General features: G+C 65.6%; 18 protein-coding genes. 12 read left to right on the plus strand and 6 right to left on the minus strand.

Annotation, left to right across the window (positions count from 1 at the left end):
- Positions 1–5 precede the first annotated feature (5 nt).
- From SNE35_RS31355 to SNE35_RS31375, 5 genes are all read right to left on the minus strand, one after another.
- Positions 6–824 carry a hypothetical protein gene (locus SNE35_RS31355; protein WP_320427005.1) on the minus strand — a complete coding sequence of 273 codons (819 nt, stop codon included), beginning with the start codon at positions 822–824 and terminating at the stop codon, positions 6–8.
- A 105-nt stretch (positions 825–929) separates the two neighbouring features.
- Positions 930–2,513 carry an MFS transporter gene (locus tag SNE35_RS31360; RefSeq protein WP_320427006.1) on the minus strand — a complete coding sequence of 528 codons (1,584 nt, stop codon included), beginning with the start codon at positions 2,511–2,513 and terminating at the stop codon, positions 930–932.
- Between the two features lie 10 nt (positions 2,514–2,523).
- Positions 2,524–2,946: a cupin domain-containing protein gene (locus SNE35_RS31365; RefSeq protein ID WP_320427007.1), complete on the minus strand. Its 423-nt coding sequence runs from the start codon at positions 2,944–2,946 to the stop codon at positions 2,524–2,526.
- Positions 2,947–3,034: 88 nt separating this feature from the next.
- Positions 3,035–4,324: an HlyD family efflux transporter periplasmic adaptor subunit gene (locus tag SNE35_RS31370; RefSeq protein WP_431312811.1), complete on the minus strand. Its 1,290-nt coding sequence runs from the start codon at positions 4,322–4,324 to the stop codon at positions 3,035–3,037.
- 164 nt (positions 4,325–4,488) lie between these two features.
- A complete protein-coding gene (locus SNE35_RS31375) occupies positions 4,489–5,922 on the minus strand; it encodes an efflux transporter outer membrane subunit (protein ID WP_320427009.1) in 1,434 nt (477 codons plus the stop codon).
- Between the two features lie 238 nt (positions 5,923–6,160).
- Here SNE35_RS31375 and SNE35_RS31380 point away from each other — a divergent pair, with 238 nt between their 5' ends.
- The 12 genes from SNE35_RS31380 to SNE35_RS31435 all read left to right on the plus strand — a co-directional run bounded on the left by SNE35_RS31380 (position 6,161) and on the right by SNE35_RS31435 (position 16,207).
- Positions 6,161–6,886: a response regulator transcription factor gene (locus SNE35_RS31380; RefSeq protein ID WP_320427010.1), complete on the plus strand. Its 726-nt coding sequence runs from the start codon at positions 6,161–6,163 to the stop codon at positions 6,884–6,886.
- Positions 6,887–6,931: 45 nt separating this feature from the next.
- Positions 6,932–8,269, plus strand: coding sequence for an NADH-quinone oxidoreductase subunit NuoF (nuoF, locus tag SNE35_RS31385; RefSeq protein ID WP_320427011.1), 1,338 nt, complete (start codon positions 6,932–6,934; stop codon positions 8,267–8,269).
- Between the two features lie 2 nt (positions 8,270–8,271).
- On the plus strand, positions 8,272–8,511 hold the full coding sequence (locus SNE35_RS31390) for a hypothetical protein (protein ID WP_320427012.1): 240 nt from the start codon (positions 8,272–8,274) through the stop codon (positions 8,509–8,511).
- On the plus strand, positions 8,487–8,684 hold the full coding sequence (locus SNE35_RS31395) for a hypothetical protein (RefSeq protein WP_320427013.1): 198 nt from the start codon (positions 8,487–8,489) through the stop codon (positions 8,682–8,684). The genes SNE35_RS31390 and SNE35_RS31395 overlap by 25 nt, the downstream gene beginning before the upstream one ends.
- Positions 8,685–8,691: 7 nt before the next feature.
- Positions 8,692–10,368 (plus strand): FAD-dependent oxidoreductase, encoded by a 1,677-nt coding sequence (locus SNE35_RS31400; RefSeq protein ID WP_320427014.1) that lies wholly within the window; start codon positions 8,692–8,694, stop codon positions 10,366–10,368.
- Positions 10,365–11,564, plus strand: a complete 1,200-nt coding sequence (locus SNE35_RS31405; RefSeq protein WP_320427015.1) for an NnrS family protein — start codon at positions 10,365–10,367, stop codon at positions 11,562–11,564. The genes SNE35_RS31400 and SNE35_RS31405 overlap by 4 nt, the downstream gene beginning before the upstream one ends.
- A gap of 12 nt (positions 11,565–11,576) precedes the next feature.
- On the plus strand, positions 11,577–13,196 hold the full coding sequence (locus SNE35_RS31410; protein WP_320427016.1) for a cbb3-type cytochrome c oxidase subunit I: 1,620 nt from the start codon (positions 11,577–11,579) through the stop codon (positions 13,194–13,196).
- Positions 13,196–13,786 carry a cbb3-type cytochrome c oxidase subunit II gene (locus SNE35_RS31415; protein ID WP_320427017.1) on the plus strand — a complete coding sequence of 197 codons (591 nt, stop codon included), beginning with the start codon at positions 13,196–13,198 and terminating at the stop codon, positions 13,784–13,786. Before SNE35_RS31410 ends, SNE35_RS31415 begins: the two co-directional genes overlap by 1 nt.
- On the plus strand, positions 13,783–14,376 hold the full coding sequence (locus SNE35_RS31420; protein WP_320427018.1) for a c-type cytochrome: 594 nt from the start codon (positions 13,783–13,785) through the stop codon (positions 14,374–14,376). Before SNE35_RS31415 ends, SNE35_RS31420 begins: the two co-directional genes overlap by 4 nt.
- Positions 14,369–15,034 carry an SCO family protein gene (locus SNE35_RS31425; RefSeq protein ID WP_320427019.1) on the plus strand — a complete coding sequence of 222 codons (666 nt, stop codon included), beginning with the start codon at positions 14,369–14,371 and terminating at the stop codon, positions 15,032–15,034. The genes SNE35_RS31420 and SNE35_RS31425 overlap by 8 nt, the downstream gene beginning before the upstream one ends.
- A gap of 89 nt (positions 15,035–15,123) precedes the next feature.
- Complete coding sequence (locus SNE35_RS31430) at positions 15,124–15,603, plus strand: hypothetical protein (protein ID WP_320427020.1); 480 nt, start codon at positions 15,124–15,126, stop codon at positions 15,601–15,603.
- A 130-nt stretch (positions 15,604–15,733) separates the two neighbouring features.
- The gene (locus tag SNE35_RS31435) at positions 15,734–16,207 is read left to right on the plus strand and encodes a putative quinol monooxygenase (RefSeq protein ID WP_320427021.1); all 474 of its coding nucleotides are present in this window, start codon (positions 15,734–15,736) and stop codon (positions 16,205–16,207) included.
- A gap of 95 nt (positions 16,208–16,302) precedes the next feature.
- Here the strand turns inward: SNE35_RS31435 and SNE35_RS31440 are convergent, their stop codons facing one another.
- Positions 16,303–17,403, minus strand: a complete 1,101-nt coding sequence (locus SNE35_RS31440) for a catalase family peroxidase (RefSeq protein ID WP_320427022.1) — start codon at positions 17,401–17,403, stop codon at positions 16,303–16,305.
- Positions 17,404–17,453: the final 50 nt, after the last annotated feature.

Genomic DNA, 17,453 nt, shown 5'->3' on the forward strand with positions numbered 1-17,453 from the left:
AGAGGTCAACTCGGCTGAACAGGCGTTTCGGCCTTGTCGTCCGACCTCGACCATTCCAGCCAGAGCACGGAGGCGCCGGTGCGAGTGCTCAGTCGCACTAGCGGTCCGTTCCCGAGAAATGCCAGGGCGCATGGTGCGTCGATCTGGACGCCGTGCAGCTGCAGGGAACCGGTCGACACCAAGGCAATGACCTCGCGATCCTCCTCAAGCAGGAGATCGAATTCCGCGAGCGGGGCCAGGTCGATGTCGAACAGGTTCATCGGTGGCAGCGATACATGCGCACCTCCCTGCAGCTCATGCTCGCCGACAAGAACGCGCACGCAGGCTTCCGGGCTGTTCCAGAAGGCAACGTCTTCGTCTCTCACGCACGCCGCGATTTCTGCAGAGGTCGTCGTGTTCAGCAGCCACTGCACGTAGTCGCAAGACTCTCCGAATTCGGACGGACTCAGCTCCAGCAAGACGTCGCGACGCGTCTGGCTGATGAAGAGCGCACCTGGCTGGAGGTCGACCGCCACGCCATCGCTATTGCGCCAATGGAGGCCGGCCGGTGAGTGACGATGCACATAGGTCAGCGAGAGGCCGCTGCCCCCGTTGGCGATTGAATGCGTCGGTCCAAGGATCACCAGGCATTCCAGGCTCTGCAGCCCGACTGGTAGTTCAAGGAACGGCCTGCGACAGGATTCGGTTGTGCTCTCGGTGCTGCATTCGTCGAGCATCAGCAGGCGGCCCGGGCGAAGGAGCCTTCCGGTCAGTTCGAGGACTTGACCCGTGGGCTCTGCAATCAGTGGCATGCAATCCGCACCTTGAAGGAAAGAGACATTCATCGCAGGCTCTAGCAGATGGTGATGCCGATCATTGCAAGCCATGTGAAGCTCGAGGTCATCTCGCGAAAGCGCAAGCGAAGGGCGCTGCAGGGGGTGCAGTCGCAACTACGACTTTGGAGTGAGGGCTACCCGGGGCCGGCGGTCCGATGCAACCTGCCTGAGTCCGCGAATCAGGCGCTCGGCAAGCACAACGCAGATGCAGCCCCCAGCGAACCAGCCGAGTGCCACGAAATAGTCCAACGCGCCCAGCAGCGTTGCTTCCTGCGCCATCATCGTGCCTACTTCGGCAAGCGCCAGGTGCGCCGCCGTAGTCGGGTCGTGCGTACTGCCGAGGAATCGGCTCAGCGGGTCCAGCACGTCAGTCAACTGCTGGCTCGACGCTGGCAGCGATTCTCCAAGCCGCACATAGTGAAGGGTGCTGCGCCACTGCAGGCCAAGCGTGGCGATTGCCACGCCGGCGGCAACACCCAACTGCGACAGGATGTTCTTCACCTGGTTGGCGTTCGAGAAGTTGGTCTCGTCCTGCTGGAAGGTTTGGAAGGCCTGCATCGCCGTGATCGAAAGCACCGTGATCACAAAGGCGCCGTGACATAGCAGGGCGGGTAGGACGCTTCGTGTCGGGTGGGCCGTTTCGCTGAGAGTGCCCAGTTGAAGCGCGCAGGCCAGCAGCAGTCCGAGGGACAGCAGATAGTAGCGAGAGGGGCCCGGATGGCGTGGCAGGAGGCGGGCGAGCGCGATCCAGCCCAGGACCCCGCCTAGCGCGCCGATGGCCATGTAGACACCGACCACCTGCTGGGGTAGGTTCATGCCGCGCAGCATCAGCAGCGGGAGCATGGCGTTGTCCGCTCCCAGGACGGTGTAGCAGAGACCGAAAATAGCGAGGCCGAACAGCAGGCGCGGCTGCGTCATCTGGCGCAGCCGCAACAGTGGCCGAGAACGCCGGGCTCCGGTCAAGGCAATGCCTGCCAGTACCGCCACACCCGCTGCGACATACAGCAGCAAGGGCCATGGATCAGCGAAGAAGTCGAAGCCTGAGCGTTGCGAGGCCAGCAGCAGCAACAGGCTGCCCCCCAGGAGCAACAGTGTCCAGCGCGGGTCGAAGTCGGTCAGTTGCTCGAGCCGCTCACGAGGCAGCGCCAGTTCGCCTAACAGCGAGAGCAGCCCGGCGGGCAACAACATCGCATAGAAGGCGTTTCGCCAGTCCCCAGCGACCAAGGACATGGAGGCGAGCAGGGGCCCAGCCACACCGCCCCAGGCAATGCCCGAAGCCAGCAGGCGGATGCCTGTGAAGCGCTGCGGCGAAGGCGGGGACTGGTTCACTAGCAGTCGCCCAGCAGTCAGGAAGTTCGCGCAGCCGCCGGCCATCATCATCCGGCTGAGCGCGAAGGTCACCAGGGATTCGCTGCGGGCGCAGCCCACGGCACCCGCAGCGAAGAGCGCGGCCGAGCAATGGATCAAGATGCGCCAGCCCATCCGTTCGAGCAGCCACCGATGGCTGGCGATGACCGCGATGGCCACCAGGGCATAGAGCGTTGCTACCAGGCTGTATTCCTCCGGGCCGGCTGAGATGTCGCCCATGATCGGGGCGCCATTGAAGGCCACCACGCCACTCTGGAGGAAGTCACTGAAGGGCAGGGCTGCAATCAGCGCGTAGCGCAGCGCATGCCGGAGCCTCGGGCTGGGGGCCATTGCGCGCCGCTCATTTCTCCAGGGGCACCTTCACGGGCCCGCCTTCGTCGCCCAGCAGAACGGCCAGCAGGCGCGCCGGCTTCGTGGTGCTGGCATTGCGAGAGACCAGGTGCGGCTTGCGCGGGGGCTCGTACCAAGATTCGCCCGTCTTGTATACGCGCTCGGGCTCTCCCTCCAGCTGGCTGACGACCTCGCCTTCCAGCACATAGGCGAACACTGAACCCGGATGGAAGTGCGCAGCCGAGGCCTGACCCGGCGCGTAGGCCACGACGGCCAGTATCAATTGCTTGCCGGGCATGTCCGGCAGCGGCTTGCGCTGAACTGGCGTCACGGTCTCTTCCCCCGCGTCATGGGCGCCCGCGCGCGGCGACAGCAGGGCGGCGGCGGCCATCATCGTCACGGTGACGGCGGTGAGTCGAAAGGGCTTATTCATCGGGCTCTCCTGTGCTTGGAAGATATGCAGCTTCGGCGCTGCCTGTTGCGTCAGCTAGAACAGGGCTGACGAGCCTGGCTCGAACTTGCTATTGATGTGGGTGACCTTGTGCCGGCCCGGTCGCGTGGCGCCCTGTGGCCATCTCGCCCGGCGCGCTGCTGCTGTTGTCCGCAATGATCTGGCGCACGGTTGCCTCGGCCTCGCGTTCGCCGGTATCGAACACGGCCGTGCTGGCGAGCGGACGCGGGGCCTCGGCCAGCGCGCTCCCGCTGCTGTCGCCGACATCAACGCTGACGACCATGGACAAGCCAAGCCTCAGGGGGTGGGCCGCCAGTTCGTCAGGCAAGAGCGCGATACGCACCGGCACCCGCTGGACGATCTTGATCCAATTGCCGGTGGCGTTCTGCTGAGGCAGCAGGGCGAATGCTGCGCCCGTGCCCGCGCCTAGCCCGAGCACGCGTCCATGGTAGCGGACTCGCGTGCCGTAGACGTCGGCGCTCAGGCTTGCCCGCTGCCCGATCCGTAGCCGACCGAGTTGGCTTTCTTTGAAGTTCGCATCGACCCACAAGGTGTTCAGCGGGATTACCGACATCAAAGGCGCTCCAGCCTGCACCCGCTGACCCAGTTGTGCGCTACGCCGAGCGACGTAGCCATCGACGGGCGCTGGCAGATCAACCCGGTGCCGTGCCAACCAGGCTTCATGGACGCGAAGCGCGGCGCGCAGCACATTGGGATGCGTCTCGACGCGCGTGCGGTCGGTCAGGGAGCGATTGCTGCCGAGTTGCGCACGGGCGGCCTCCACGGCGGCGCGGGCTGCGGTGATCGCGCTTTCGGCCGTGGCCAGCTGCGTTTTCGCATGCTCGAACTCCTCGCGTCCGATGGCGCCGTCCGCGATCAGCGCTGAGCGACGTCGCACGTCATCTCGCGCACGCGCGGCCTCGCTTTGCAGTCGCGTCAACTCGGCCTGGCGGAGTGACAGTTGGGCGGACAGGGTCCCGTTGTTGGCAAACAGTTGGCGCACCTCGCGCACGGTCTGTGCCAGCTGTGCCTCGGCCTGTTCCAGTGCGACTTGTGTGTCGGCAGGATCGAGACGCAGCAGGGTCTGGCCGGCGCGGACGAAATCGGTGTCGTCGGCACCAATCATCAGCACGGTGCCCGCGATCTGGGGAGTGATCTGGACTGCATTGCCTTGGACGTAAGCATTGTCGGTCTCGACGTCGTCGCCGTGCCCGGGCATCTGATATACGCCGACGGCCAAACAGCCCAGCGCTATCAGGACCAAGGCCCACCACCAGAATCGCCGCGACCCTCCCCGTGTCGGTGGAGGGGCAGGGGCAGGGGCAGGGGCGGATGGCCCGGGAGGCATGGCGCTATTCATCGAAGGCTCCGGCAGAACAAGCGGCGTAACGGCAATCAGCACTAGCGCGGCCATCGTCCATAGATTGCTGCGCCGCGACGAGTCCAGTGCCGAACTTGTGGCTGGTCTTGCTGACGGCGCAGCAGTGCTCATTGACGGGTTCCATTGAATGAGGGCGAGGTTGATCAGCGGCGAGCATGCAGCGGATCGGCTAGTGCATCGGCGACGTAGCCACCGCCCAGTGCACGCATCAGTTCGACCTGGCTGTCCAACGCCCGGGCTAGCAGGTCGGCGTGGCTTCGTCGCTGTATCAAGACCGCCGATTCGGTGCTCAGCACGATCAGATAGCTGCCCAGCCCGGCTTCGTAGCGGCGGACCGCCAGTGCATAGGCGCTTTCGGCCGACAGCTGCGCCAGGTCTTGCTGCTCTTGCTGGCGCGCGATGGACTGAAGCGACGCGATCTGGTCCGAGGTCTCGCGCACGGCTTCCAGCAGCGCGCCGTTGTAGGCCGCGATGGCCAGGTCCAGTTCGGCGGCGCGGCCCTGCAAGGCCGAACGCAACCGCCCCCCGTCGAACAGCGGGAGGCGCAGCGCCGGGCCGGCTCCGTACTGCTCGCTGCCGGCTTCGAGTAGGCGATTCAAGCCGATCGCGTTGTAGCCGGCGAAGGCGATCAGATTGATGCTGGGATAGAAGTCGGCTCGTGCCGCCTTCAGTTCCTGGGTCGCGGCCTCCACACGTAGCCGGGCGGCGTCGATGTCGGCACGGCGCCCCAACAGGTCGGCCGGCAGCCGCTCGGGCAGTTGGGCGCCGTGCAAAGCAAGCAGTTGTGGTGCCAGCCCGTCCATTGCCGTCGGCGGCTGGACGGCCAATGCCGCAAGGGCATGGCGGCGCAACACGATCTGCTCGTCCAGCGCCTCGATGGCTTGGCGCGTGTCGGGCAAGGCGCCTTCGCCCTGCCTGAGTTCAATGGCGGTGTCCAGGCCCGCCTGCACGCGCCGACGGGTTAGTGCCAGCACCTCGCTGCGCTGCTCAAACGTCCGCAGCGCGATGCGGCGTTGTTCCAGCAGGCGCGCCAACTGCAGGTAGTTGCGCGTGACCGATGAGGCCAGCAGCAGCCGCGCACCCTGGGCATCGGCCTGGGCTGCGTGCACGCTGCCCAGCGCGGCTTCCAGCGCAGCCTTGTTGCGGCCGAAGAAATCCAGCTCCCAGCTCAGGCCAGCCTGCAGGCTGCCGATCTCTTGGTGAGTGCCCGCGATGTTCGGCGGATAGAGGGCGTGCTCGGGAAAGCGTTGGCTGGTGGCGTCGAAGCGGGCAGCGACTTGGGCTGTGTCGTTACTCTCCACGCGAGCGACCGCGGCGGCGGCCCGGCGCAGGCGCGCGCCCGCCGCGGCCAGCGAGGGGTTGTCCTGCAAGGCCTTGTCGATCAGTTGATCCAGCGCGGCATCGCCGAAGACCTCCCACCAGCGTTCGGCAAGGGCGGGCTCCTTCGCAGCGTTATCCGCAGACAGGCCGATTGCGGCGCCTTTCAGGGTTTCCTGCGGCGGAGAAAGGTGCCCTGGCGTGGCGCAGGCGCTCAGCAAGACGGCCGCAAGCAGGCCTGCTACCCGCTGCTGTGTCATTGCCCCGCAGAGCGATCTCCGATTCATCTGCGCCCACCTCCATGGAAGCGGCAGCCAGTCTCCGCCGGCACCTGCCAGGGGCCAAGTTCCCTGCGCGCGAGGGTCGCGCCTTACTTTCGATGGAGGCAGTCGGGCGTCGAAAGGATTGCGCCTGTTTTGGGCCAGCGGCAGCAGGCTTGCGCAAGCCGAAGGGCCAGGTGCGCCGATAAGGTTGATCCATCGTCGCGGAGGTATCGACATGGCGGAATGTCTCAGCTCGTTGGAATCGTCTGGTCTTGTCGTGGAGGCCGCTGCGTGGCAGTCGGCGCCCGGGCAGTCGGGCCTGTCTAACCGCGTCGCGGCGACTGCCCCGACCGGCGTCCTGATCGGTCAGGTATCGGCGCTGTCGCTGCACGGTATGGAAGCTATCGTTGCCGGTCACAGCGCCTTTCGCGTTGCCGGCCTGACGCGCTCGCTGGAGGACCTCATCGCAGGTTGCGAGGCCTGCGGCGATGGCGTCGCGCTGGTCGATCCGATGCTGGGCCAGCTCGGCGTCTCGGCCTTCATGGCGGCCATTAGGAATGCGGCACCGCGACTGCGGGTGGTGTTAGTGACAGACCTGGCCCTGCCAGCCGTCGTTCGGGCCGGTGTCGAGGGGGGCGCACTGGGCGTTCTGTGCAGCAGGGACGACCTGTTCGAGATCCGCGACGCGCTGATAGCGGTGTCCCGCGGCCGACGCTATCTGTCCCGCTCTATGGCCGAGCAGCTTTCGCTGGCCATGACCTACGACACCTTGACCCAGCGCGAAATGGAAGTGCTGCGCATGCTCTCCAAGGGCTGCTGCAACAAGACGCTGGCGCGCGAACTCGACGTGACCGTCGGAACGGTCAAGACCCACCTGCGGGCGATCATGTGCAAGCTCGCCGCCAGCTCTCGCATGGACACTTTGCTGAAGGCGGGCAACCTGGGCTTGATCCATGTCTGATGCGAAGCGCGGATGCGCCCGTTGATGAACAGGTACGACCCGGCAATGCCGGAGCTCGCGCGCTTCAAGGCCACGGGCGCAGAAACCTGCTTTCACGGCCGCCACGTCGAACCTCAGATCCTGGCCGGCCTTGACGGCCGCAACTGGCGCCTGGCCGACTACGTGCAACGCGGCGGCTACCAAGCCTTGCGCAAGATCCTGACACAGGGCATGACGCCGGAGCAGGTGATCGCAGAAGTGAAGGTCTCAGCCTTACGCGGTCGCGGTGGTGCCGGCTTTCCCACCGGCCTCAAGTGGAGTTTCCTGCCGCGCCAGCTGCCCGGGCCGAAGTACCTCGTCTGCAACTCGGACGAAGGCGAGCCGGGTACGTTTAAGGACCGCGACATCCTGCTCTACAACCCGCACATCGTCATCGAAGGCATGGCCATCGCCGCTTACGCCATGGGCATCGGCACGGGCTACAACTACATCCACGGAGAAATATTCCACGCCTACCAGCGCTTCGAGGAGGCGCTGGACGAGGCACGCGCCGCCGGCTTTATCGGCCCGCAGATCATGGGCAGCAGCTTCGGCTTCGAGTTGCATGCACATCATGGCTTCGGCGCCTATATCTGCGGAGAGGAAACAGGCCTGCTCGAATCGCTGGAAGGCAAGAAGGGCCAACCACGCTTCAAGCCGCCGTTCCCCGCCAGCTATGGCTTGTACGGCCGGCCGACCACGGTCAATAACACCGAGACCTTCGCCGCCGTGCCCTGGATCATCCGCGAGGGCGGCCAAGCCTATCTGGAATGCGGCAAGCCCAACAACGGCGGTACAAAGATCTTCTCGATCAGCGGTGATGTTGAACTGCCGGGCAACTACGAGGTACCGTTGGGCACGTCCTTTGTCGAACTGCTGGCGCTGGCCGGCGGCGTGCGGGCCGGCCGGAAACTGAAGGCCGTGATCCCTGGTGGTGCGTCGTCGCCGGTGCTGCCTGCCGAGCAGGCGATGGCCTTGACGATGGACTATGACGCGATCGCCAAGGCCGGCTCGATGCTGGGCTCGGCTGCGGTGATCGTGCTGGACGACAGCCGCTGCATGGTCAGTTCGCTCAAGCGCCTGTCCTACTTCTACATGCACGAATCGTGTGGCCAGTGCACACCCTGCCGTGAGGGCACGGGCTGGCTCTGGCGCCAGCTGGAACGGCTACAGGGCGGCCGAGGCCGCGCCTCGGACCTCGAACTGCTGAAGTCCGTGGCCGAGAACATCCAGGGGCGCACGATCTGCGCGCTCGGGGATTCGGCGGCCATTCCGGTGCGAGCGATGTTGCGGCACTTCCGCCCGGAGTTCGACGCGCTGATCGCATCCGATTCGGCACCGCAGCCAATCAATCCTGGGACTTGACGATGGACAGGATCAAGCAAGTGCTGGCGCTATGGCCCGATGACCATTCCTTCGGCGTACCTGATCCTCTGCAGGGAAACGAATGGCTGCAGGCGCTGACAAGCGTGATCGAGAACGAGGGTGGGGCGCGGGCGCTGCAACTGATCGAGATGCAGCTTGCCCTGCTGGCGCTGCATGGGATCTCCGGCCGTTTATCAGTGACTGGATCCGCCCAGCCATGCCGGATTCATCCAAGCCGCTGAAGTCCTCCACTCACACACTGGATCACGGCCGCCAGCTCTGGTGGGCCGCTTCGACGGAGATCGATATGCGGGTCGCTTCGCTCATCACACGGGAAACTGCCGAGGTGCTCTTCGGCATGACGCTCGCCCTTTCGCTGTTTGCGATGGCCTATCTGGTCATGGCCGAGGCTTGAGCGGCCGATGAACGAGCCCGATTCCGCGGAAGAGATCGTCCGCTACCGGCAGATGTTCCCGGTGCTGACCGTGCGCGAGATGAGCCGTGTGGCCCACTACGGTACGCCGCTGTGGCACCGCGCTGACGAATTGGTCGTGAGGGCAGGTCATCCGACTCGCGGAGTTCATGTCATTAGGAGCGGTCGCGTCGTGGTCGAACAGCGCGACGGCCTGGGCCTGGTCACACCGATCGTCACCATGGAGGTCGGGAACTTCCTTGGCGAGGTGGGGCAGCTATCAGGCGGTCCCGCGATGGTTGACGCTCGGGCGGATGGACCTGTGCAGACTCTTGTTCTCGATGCGCCGCGCCTGCGTGCCCTGATCGTGGCCGAGGCGGAGCTGGGCGAGCGATTGATGCGCGCGCTCGTGCTGCGCCGGGCCGGTCTGATCGACAGCGGGCAGAGCGGCGTTGTGCTGATCGGTGGCGCGTCGGCCGCGATGCACAGGCTACAGAACTTCCTGCGCCGCAATGCGCAGCCCTATCACCAGGTCGATGTGGCACAGAACGAACGCGCTTCCGATCTGGTTGAAAGACACCTGGTCGGCAGCGGCGATGTGCTGGCTGTGTGCCCGAACGGCTTCGTCCAGGTGAATCCGGGCAACGAAGAACTAGCCCAGGCACTGGGTATGGCGGGTGACGCCGATTGCAGCGAGGTGTTCGACATCGCTATTGTCGGCGCCGGGCCCGCTGGGCTTTCATGCGCGGTCTATGCGGCCTCCGAAGGCTTGCGCGTCGTCGTCGCCGAATGTCGGGCTTTTGGCGGTCAGGCAGGTGCGAGCATGCGCATCGAGAACTACTTCGGCTTCCCGGCGGGTATCACCGGCCAGGCGCTCGTGGAGCAGGCTTGCGCCCAGGCGCGTAAGTTCGGCGCACGCGTCATGATTCCATCGGAAGTCGTCTCGCTCGACTGCGAATCGCTTGGAGCAGAGGGGCTTTTCGGACTCCATCTACGCGACGGGCGCCAGCTTTGCGCGCGCGCGGTGATCGTCGCCAGTGGCGCCCGGTATCGCCGCCCCACCATCGCGGATCTGGAGCGCTTCGAGGGTCGTGGCGTCTGGTTCTGGGCCTCGGCGCTAGAGGCGCAGTTGTGCAGGGGCGGCGATGTGGTCATCGTGGGTGGCGGCAACTCCGCCGGTCAGGCTGCCGTCTTCCTGTCACAGCATGCCCGGCGGGTCCATATGCTGGTCCGCGGCGCCGGGCTCGGTACATCCATGTCCAGCTACCTGATCGAGCGCATCGGCGCAGCCGACAACATCGAGCTCCACCCCTTCTCCGAACTGAGCGCTCTGGAAGGTGACCCGGCCGATGGCCTTCGCGCCGTTTGCTGGCGCGACAGCCGAAGCCAGACGGACCAGCGCCATGAGCTGGGCCACGTGTTCCTGTTCATTGGCGCGGACCCGGAGACGGCATGGCTGAAGTCCTGCCAGATCGAGATGGACGGACACGGTTTCGTGCTGACAGGTGCTGCGGCCGGGGCGGCTTCGCCGTCTCGCGCGGGTCTTGAAACCAGCCGGCGTGGCGTGTTCGCGATCGGCGACGTCCGAGCCGGCTCGGTCAAACGTGTGGGTGGCGCCATCGGCGAGGGTGCGGCTGTCGTGGCACAGATCCACGCCTATCTGGCTGCTTGCCTGGAACTGGCATGAAGAAGCCCGGCCCGCATTCGCAATCTGCGTCGCAAGCCGTACTGCGCGGGCGACCGTTCCTGAGCCTCGGCTTCCGACCTTTCTATCTCGCTTGCGCGCTCGCCGCCGTGCTGCTGATCGGCCTGTGGCCATGGGTCTTCGAGGGCCGTCTGGTGCCGCGCACCGGCCTCGCGCCCGTGCTATGGCATGCACACGAGATGCTATTCGGCATGCTGGCGGCGGCCATCGTCGGATTCCTGCTGACCGCCGGACGTAACTGGACCGGGCTGCCACCGCCGGCTGGCGGTCAATTGGCCTTCCTAGCGCTGCTATGGTTGGCCGGGCGATTGGCCGCGGTGCTGCTGCCCTACAGCTGGTTCTTCGTGCTGGACATCATGTTCCTGCCCTGGACGGCCGCCTTGTTCGCCGATCTGCTGTGGCGCGCCCGCAGCCAGCGCAATGCCGGCATTGCTGCTGTGCTGGGGCTGCTGGCCTGTGCGAACCTGGGCTTTCATCTGGCGCAGCGCGGCGTGATCTCGGTCGATCCAAGACGCATGCTGCACGCGGGCCTGACGCTGATCGTCATGATGGAGACGATGATCGGTGGCCGTGTGATCCCGCTGTTCACGGGGAATGCCACGGGCGCGCGCATCCAATTGCCGCCGGGGCTCGATGCGGGCGTCGTTACGGCCACGGCGCTCGGCCTCTCGCTATGGCTGCTCGGTGAGCCGGCGGCAGGACTCGCTGCGGGACTGCTGATCCTGGCCGCCCTGCTGCAGGCGTGGCGCCTGTGGCTCTGGCAGCCGTGGGCCGCCAGACGACTGCCCATGCTCTGGGTGCTGCATGTGGCATATGCGTGGATCCCGCTTGGCCTGGCGCTACTGGCATGGGATACGGCCGCAGGCACGCCGGCATCGCCCGCTCTGCATGCGTTGACGGTGGGCGCGAGCGGTGGCCTCGTCATGGCCATCATGACCCGAACCGCCCGCGGCCACACCGGGCGTCCGCTGGTCGCGGGCCACAGCGACGTGCTGGCCTACAGCCTGGTGCTGCTGGCGGCGGTGCTGCGGGTCGGAACGCCTCTGCTTCTGCCGGCCCGCTTCTACGCTGGTGGGCTGGTCACCGCGGGCCTGCTGTGGGCGGCGGCGTTCTGCGTCTTCCTTTTCACCTATTCGAAATGGCTGATGGCGCCCCGCGCCGATGGCCGCAATGACTGAGGGCACCCCACCGTGAGCACTGTCGCCACTCTCCTGTCCGCCTTCGTCCTTTCCGTAATCGCACTGCTGGTGTTCATCTGGACCCAGCGGCGCGGGCTGCTTGACGGCGGCGCGCGTGGCGCGGAGGTGATCTTTGCGCCGGGAGAGATCGGCCGTATCGAGGATCCGGCCAGTACGCTCCAAGCGCGGCAGCGGCTGCAGGCCGAGCTGGGCAACGGCGCCCGTGACGACGCGGCTGCGCGCGATGAACTGCAGCGTCGAGCTCGCGCCGACGCCTCGACGGCGCCGCTCGTGTTCTTCTTCCTCTGCTGTGCGTTCACTTGGCTACTGGTGGCTTCGGCCGCTGGCCTGACAGCCTCGATCAAGCTGCATGAGCCCGATTGGATGACGCAGCAGGCCTGGCTCACCTTCGGCCGCATCCGCACCATCCATCTGAACGCCGTGGCCTATGGCTGGGCGCCCATGGCGGGCCTCGGCATCGCGCTGTTCGTGATCCCGCGGCTCCTGAAGACCGAGTTGGTCGGTGCGCGCTATGCCTTCATTGGCGCGGCTCTCTGGAACGCTGGATTGATCGCCGGACTGGGCGCCATCGCACTCGGAGCAAGCGACGGCCTGGAGTGGCTGGAGATTCCCTGGCAGGTCGACATCCTGTTGATCGCCGGTGGCGCACTGATCGGCGTTCCCCTGGTGCTGACGTTGCTGTCGCGGCGCGTGCACCACCTCTACGTGTCGGTCTGGTATATGGGTTGCGCTCTCTTCTGGTTCCCGGTGCTGTTCTTCGTAGCCAAGTTTCCGGGCCTGCACAAAGGTGTGCAGCAGGCCGCGATGAACTGGTGGTTCGGTCACAACGTGCTGGGCCTCTTCTACACGCCGTTGGCACTGGGCACGGTCTACTACTTCCTGCCCAAGATCATCGGCCGACCGGTGAAGAGCTACAACCTGTCGTTGCTCGGCTTCTGGGGGCTAGCCTTCTTCTACGGGCAGGTCGGGGGGCACCACCTGATCGGTGGGCCGGTGCCAGGCTGGGTCGTAACGCTGTCGATCGTGCAGAGCATGATGATGGTGATTCCCGTGGTGGCCTTCACGGTGAACCAGTACCAGACACTGCAAGGACACCTGAAGGCACTGATCTTTTCGCCGACCCTTCGCTTCATCGGCTTCGGTGGTCTGATGTACACGGCCAGTTCGGTCCAGGGCTCCTTCGAGGCGCTGCGCAGCATCAACGTCGTCACCCACTTCACGCACTACACGGTGGCGCATGCGCACCTGGGGCTCTACGGCTTCGTCACGATGGTGTTCTTCGGCGGGATCTACTTCATCGTGCCGCGCGTCTCGGGACGCGAGTGGCCGTCGCCTCGGCTGATCAGCACGCACTTCTGGCTGGCTGCCATCGGCATAACAACTTACTTCACCGCGCTGAGCATCGGCGGTTGGCTGCAGGGCGAAGCGATGCTCGATGCCTCGCGGCCCTTCATGGAATCGGTCGCCCTCACTGCGCCCTACCTGAAGGCACGCAGCATCGGCGGTGGGCTGATGGCTCTCGGCCATCTGGTCTTCGTGTGGCACTTCCTGCTGCTGCTGGCCGGGAAATCGCAGGGCCGCGATTCTGCTACCTTGCTGAGGGCCATCTGATGCACGACGAAGCAAAGTTGCTTGCCGGCGGCATGGTGATGCTGAGCATCGCGACCAGCGCGCTGGTGGTGGTGCCCTATATGACGGTGCGCGACGTCCAGCCGATCGAAGGGCTCAAGCCCTATACGACGCAGGAACTGCGAGGGCGCCAGCACTACATCGAGAACGGCTGCGTCTACTGTCATTCGCAGCAGCCGCGTGCCAAGGGCTTCGCACCCGACAGCCAGCGCGGCTGGGGCCGCGCCAGCGTGGCAGGCGACTATGCCTACGATGCGCCGCACCTGCTGGGAACGATGCGCACAGGGCCTGATCTCCTGAATATCGGCGTCCGCCAGCCCAGTGAGGCCTGGCACCTGGGACACCTCTATCAGCCGCGCGCGTACGTGCCGGGCAGCATCATGCCGAGCTACCCCTTCCTGTTCGAAGTGAAGGAGAAGGCGGAGACCGAAGATGTCGAAGTGGCCCTGCCACCTGGGCGTGCGCCGCTGGGGAAGGTCGTGATCGCCAGCCATGAGGTGCTTGATCTGGTGGCTTACCTCAAGTCCCTGAAGCGCGACTACCCCGTCTTGACCCCGCAGGAGCAGCCATGACCCCTATCGACATCCTGCCGCAGCAGGGCCGGGAGAATCCGGAGCCGGTCGAGCAATCGAATCCCGTGCCCTGGTGGGTGCTGGCCCTGGTCGTGCTGATGATGTCCATCGGCATCGTCTACATCGTCGATGCGGACATCGAGACGCCGGCGCGCTGGGGCGATGGCCGCCAGCAGTCCGAACTGAGCGGCCCGAAGAAATCGGGTGCAGCCAAGGTCGATGGCGGAGCCCTGTTCGCCTCGCTATGCGTCGCCTGTCATCAGGCCAGCGGGCAGGGCCTGCCCGGCGTGTTTCCGCCGCTCGCGGGCTCGGAGTGGGTCAAGGGAAAGGACAGCACCGTGGCCGCCATCGTCCTCCATGGCATCACGGGCAGTATCACCGTTAAGGGCACGGTCTACAACGGCTCGATGCCTACCTTCAAGGACCAACTGAGCGACGCACAAATTGCGGCGGTGCTGAGCCACATTCGATCGCAGTGGGGCAATGACGCGCCCCCGGTGACCGAGCAGACGGTGGGGCAGGCTCGCGAGACGAACAAGGCGCGCACGACGCCGTTTGCTGGCGACAAGGATCTTCCGCCTCATGACTGAAGCGCAGTCCATGCGACGTGGCCACGCCTTCTGGCCGACACTGGCACTGTGCATGCTGATCCTGGGTGGCCTATCGTGGGCGATCGCGCGCCTTACGCGCGGCCTCGAGGTCTGGACCTACGAGGATCTCCGGCGTTTGCGTGCCGCCGAAGGCTTGATCACCGCACCAGCCCTGTCGCTGCGCGATGGGCAGGGTCGGCAATGGGCGATGTTCGATCCAGCCGCGGCGTCGCCGCGCAGCTCGGTGTACCTGGTCGACTTCATCTACACCAGTTGTCCGTCTGTCTGCACAGCATTGGGCTCCGAATACACGCAGATGCAGGAGGCTCTCCGAGCCACTTCGTCTTCGGTGCGCCTGTTGTCGATCTCCATCGATCCCGTCCACGATGGCACAGACGAGCTCAAGGCGTATGGTCGGCTTCACCGAGCCGATGCGTCCCTCTGGACCATTGCCGCGCCGGTCGATCCAGCGGCTGGTCAGTGGCTGCAGGAGCGGCTGGGCATCGTGGCCATCGATGACGGACTGGGCGGTGTACTGCACAACGGCGCGATCCAGCTGATCGACCGCCGCGGCCGGTTGCGGCGCGTGTTCGATTATTCGCAGTGGCCGCGAGCTCTTGCCGCGGCCCAGGCGCTGGCGAAGAAGGAGCCGGGATGAGGCGGGCTGCAGACGCCATGCGCGTTTGGGTGGCAGCCGCGCCCCTGCTGTTCCTGCTGCCATGGCCGCGTGCGCTGGTGGAGAGCCGCATGAGCCTGCACATGCTCTTGCAGTTCCCTCTGCTGCTGGCGGCCGGCTGGGCGGCCAGCCTGTGGCTGCCGGGCGAGCGCACCCAGGCTCTCGTCGACGAAATGGGCTTGACGGGCGCTGCGTGGGTAGGCGCCGTGACGATTTTTTGGATGTTGCCGATCGCGCTGGACCTGGCATTGCTGGATCCCTTGATGGCGGCGCTGAAATATTCCAGCTGGTGGAGTGCTGGCCTGGCGCTCGCGCGCAGTTGGCCCCGGTTGACGGTCGAGCTGAGAGCCTTCTTTCTCGGCAACACGGCCTGGATGTTGGCGACTGCGGGGCTGCTTTATCGTGAGACTGAAGTGCGGCTGTGCGTGAGCTACCGCTACGACGAGCAGAGCTGGACCGGGGCCGGCTTGATGTTCTGGGCCGTGGCTCTCGGGACTGTAGCGCTGACAGCTCGGCGAGCATCGCCACGGGAAGTCCTGCAGCAGCGATGAGTGCTTCGGCCCAGCGGCGAGGGTTTCGTGAAAGACCGCCAGGCTCGCAGAACGGACCATCACTTCCGTCCCTGCGCAGAACGCCAATCGACAGCCAGGCACGCTTCCACCCACTCCGAGGATTCCCGCCATGACCCTGTCCCAACATCTGTCGCGCCGCGGACTTGCCCGCGTCGCCATCGGCGCCGCCCTTGCCGCGCCTTCGCTTCCAGAGGCCCTTGCTGCAACGGCCGATGCCTCGCCCCGCAGCGGCGTGTCCTTCATCGTCTACCTGCCCATCCGGCCGGAGCAGCGCGAGCGTACGCGGCAAATGATGTTCGAGCTGTACCGCGCGATGACGGTGGAACCGGACTTCGTGCATGCCTGGATTCATGAGGATCTGAATGACCCCAACATGATCGTCAACTACGAGACCTGGGAGTGCAGTCACGAGGATTTCGTCGAGCATCGCTTGACGCGTGCCTACCGCCAGCCGCTTGAAGCGGCCTTGCCCGAACTGTTGTCGGCCGAGCGCCGGGTCATCCTGCTGAAGACACTCAGCGCCTACCCGGTGCGGCGCTATCCGGCGCATGCCTTGGCGAAGCTGGAACGGCAGACCGCCTGAGCTGATGCCCGCCGCCTGGCAGGCTGAAAAAAGAGAGGCCAGCCTCGATGGCCGGCCTCTTTTATCCGATCTGCGGCCCACGCCGCCGAAAAGGCTCAGGGGGTGTGGCGCCGCCCGTAGGAGACGCCATAGGAGGCGCCCCGCATCGCGATCATCGGGTCGGCGGCCTCGATGCCGGGGAGCAGAGCCGATGGCGTGAACATCAGACGACGGGAGTCCGCATCGCTGTCGGCCACGGCCTTGGAAATCGTGATCTCGCCGAGCTTGATCACTTCGCGCGTCGGCGGCCAGGCAATGGACGGATCGTCGATCTTGTCCTCACCCTCGGCGAGCTGGACCTGAAGCGTAAACCGAACCGGTGCCGAGGCGACGCGGGGGACGATCTCCTGTTCCAGATAGTCTTTGTCAGCCTTGGCAAGCGCGTCATTGGACAAGGCTTGCTCGCCGGCCGCCGGCACGATCTGGTAGCGGCCGAAGCGGGTCTTGCCAGCCGCGTTCGTGAACTTGAAGCTATTGACGCCGAAATAGCGCATCGTCGCGAAGCTGACCGGAGGCGGCGCCTGCGTGGTGAGGAAGGCCACGGCCACAGGATGGGTGGAGAGAAACTTCTCGGCCGGCGTGGGCGACGGAGCGCCCGGAGGACTGGTGCCCAGCGCCTGCAGCAACTGGGTGAACTCCGCAGCGGTTGGGCTCGGGAATCCGTTGAACGAATGGCTCACGATGTCCGTCTCCGAACCGTCGAGCAGTTGGAATTTGATGGCCATGCCGCGCGGCGACGCGAGCTTGTCCACGTCAGAGATCATCGGGATGCCTGCGAAGCTCGAGAAGCGGACCAGCACGGGAACTTTGCCGCCCTGCAGGTGCGTGGCCTTGCTGAGCTTGCGGGCGTCGCTGCTGGGCGTGAAGCTGCCGGACAGGACGATGCCCTTGGCATGGATTGCACGCCCGTAGGTCTGCTTGCCGAACAGTTGGTTCATCGCATCGACGAGTTCGGTCGGCGTGGTCTGCGGGGCCGCTGCGTCCTGCGCACGCGCAGGCGGGGAGGCGGCCAGGCCGAGCAGCAGGACCGAACTCAGGCCAAGGCGAAAGATCTTCGATCGACGCGTGAGCGTTGCTGGATTCATGGAGGCTCCTGGATAGATAGACATGGCATCTGGAATGACGCAGATCCATCCTCTGCGCAGCGCCCGAGACACGCTTGCATCAATCTGCGCCGAATGGTTTGCGCCTGCGATTTGCCATATTG

The sequence above is a fragment of the Roseateles agri genome (genome assembly GCF_034043675.1).
Taxonomy (GTDB): Bacteria; Pseudomonadota; Gammaproteobacteria; order Burkholderiales; family Burkholderiaceae_C; genus KK5.

What these genes read in the sequence shown, in the direction of transcription:
- SNE35_RS31435 (WP_320427021.1), top strand. Translation starts at nt 15,734, where the DNA reads ATGACCCTGTCCCAACATCTGTCGCGCCGCGGACTTGCCCGCGTCGCC.
- SNE35_RS31365 (WP_320427007.1), bottom strand. Translation starts at nt 2,946, where the DNA reads ATGAATAAGCCCTTTCGACTCACCGCCGTCACCGTGACGATGATGGCC.
- SNE35_RS31420 (WP_320427018.1), top strand. Translation starts at nt 13,783, where the DNA reads ATGACCCCTATCGACATCCTGCCGCAGCAGGGCCGGGAGAATCCGGAG.
- SNE35_RS31395 (WP_320427013.1), top strand. Translation starts at nt 8,487, where the DNA reads ATGCCGGATTCATCCAAGCCGCTGAAGTCCTCCACTCACACACTGGAT.
- SNE35_RS31360 (WP_320427006.1), bottom strand. Translation starts at nt 2,513, where the DNA reads ATGGCCCCCAGCCCGAGGCTCCGGCATGCGCTGCGCTACGCGCTGATT.
- SNE35_RS31375 (WP_320427009.1), bottom strand. Translation starts at nt 5,922, where the DNA reads ATGACACAGCAGCGGGTAGCAGGCCTGCTTGCGGCCGTCTTGCTGAGC.
- SNE35_RS31380 (WP_320427010.1), top strand. Translation starts at nt 6,161, where the DNA reads ATGGCGGAATGTCTCAGCTCGTTGGAATCGTCTGGTCTTGTCGTGGAG.
- SNE35_RS31430 (WP_320427020.1), top strand. Translation starts at nt 15,124, where the DNA reads ATGAGCCTGCACATGCTCTTGCAGTTCCCTCTGCTGCTGGCGGCCGGC.
- nuoF (WP_320427011.1), top strand. Translation starts at nt 6,932, where the DNA reads ATGCCGGAGCTCGCGCGCTTCAAGGCCACGGGCGCAGAAACCTGCTTT.
- SNE35_RS31355 (WP_320427005.1), bottom strand. Translation starts at nt 824, where the DNA reads ATGAATGTCTCTTTCCTTCAAGGTGCGGATTGCATGCCACTGATTGCA.
- SNE35_RS31405 (WP_320427015.1), top strand. Translation starts at nt 10,365, where the DNA reads ATGAAGAAGCCCGGCCCGCATTCGCAATCTGCGTCGCAAGCCGTACTG.
- SNE35_RS31390 (WP_320427012.1), top strand. Translation starts at nt 8,272, where the DNA reads ATGGACAGGATCAAGCAAGTGCTGGCGCTATGGCCCGATGACCATTCC.
- SNE35_RS31400 (WP_320427014.1), top strand. Translation starts at nt 8,692, where the DNA reads ATGAACGAGCCCGATTCCGCGGAAGAGATCGTCCGCTACCGGCAGATG.
- SNE35_RS31370 (WP_431312811.1), bottom strand. Translation starts at nt 4,324, where the DNA reads ATGAATAGCGCCATGCCTCCCGGGCCATCCGCCCCTGCCCCTGCCCCT.
- SNE35_RS31415 (WP_320427017.1), top strand. Translation starts at nt 13,196, where the DNA reads ATGCACGACGAAGCAAAGTTGCTTGCCGGCGGCATGGTGATGCTGAGC.
- SNE35_RS31425 (WP_320427019.1), top strand. Translation starts at nt 14,369, where the DNA reads ATGACTGAAGCGCAGTCCATGCGACGTGGCCACGCCTTCTGGCCGACA.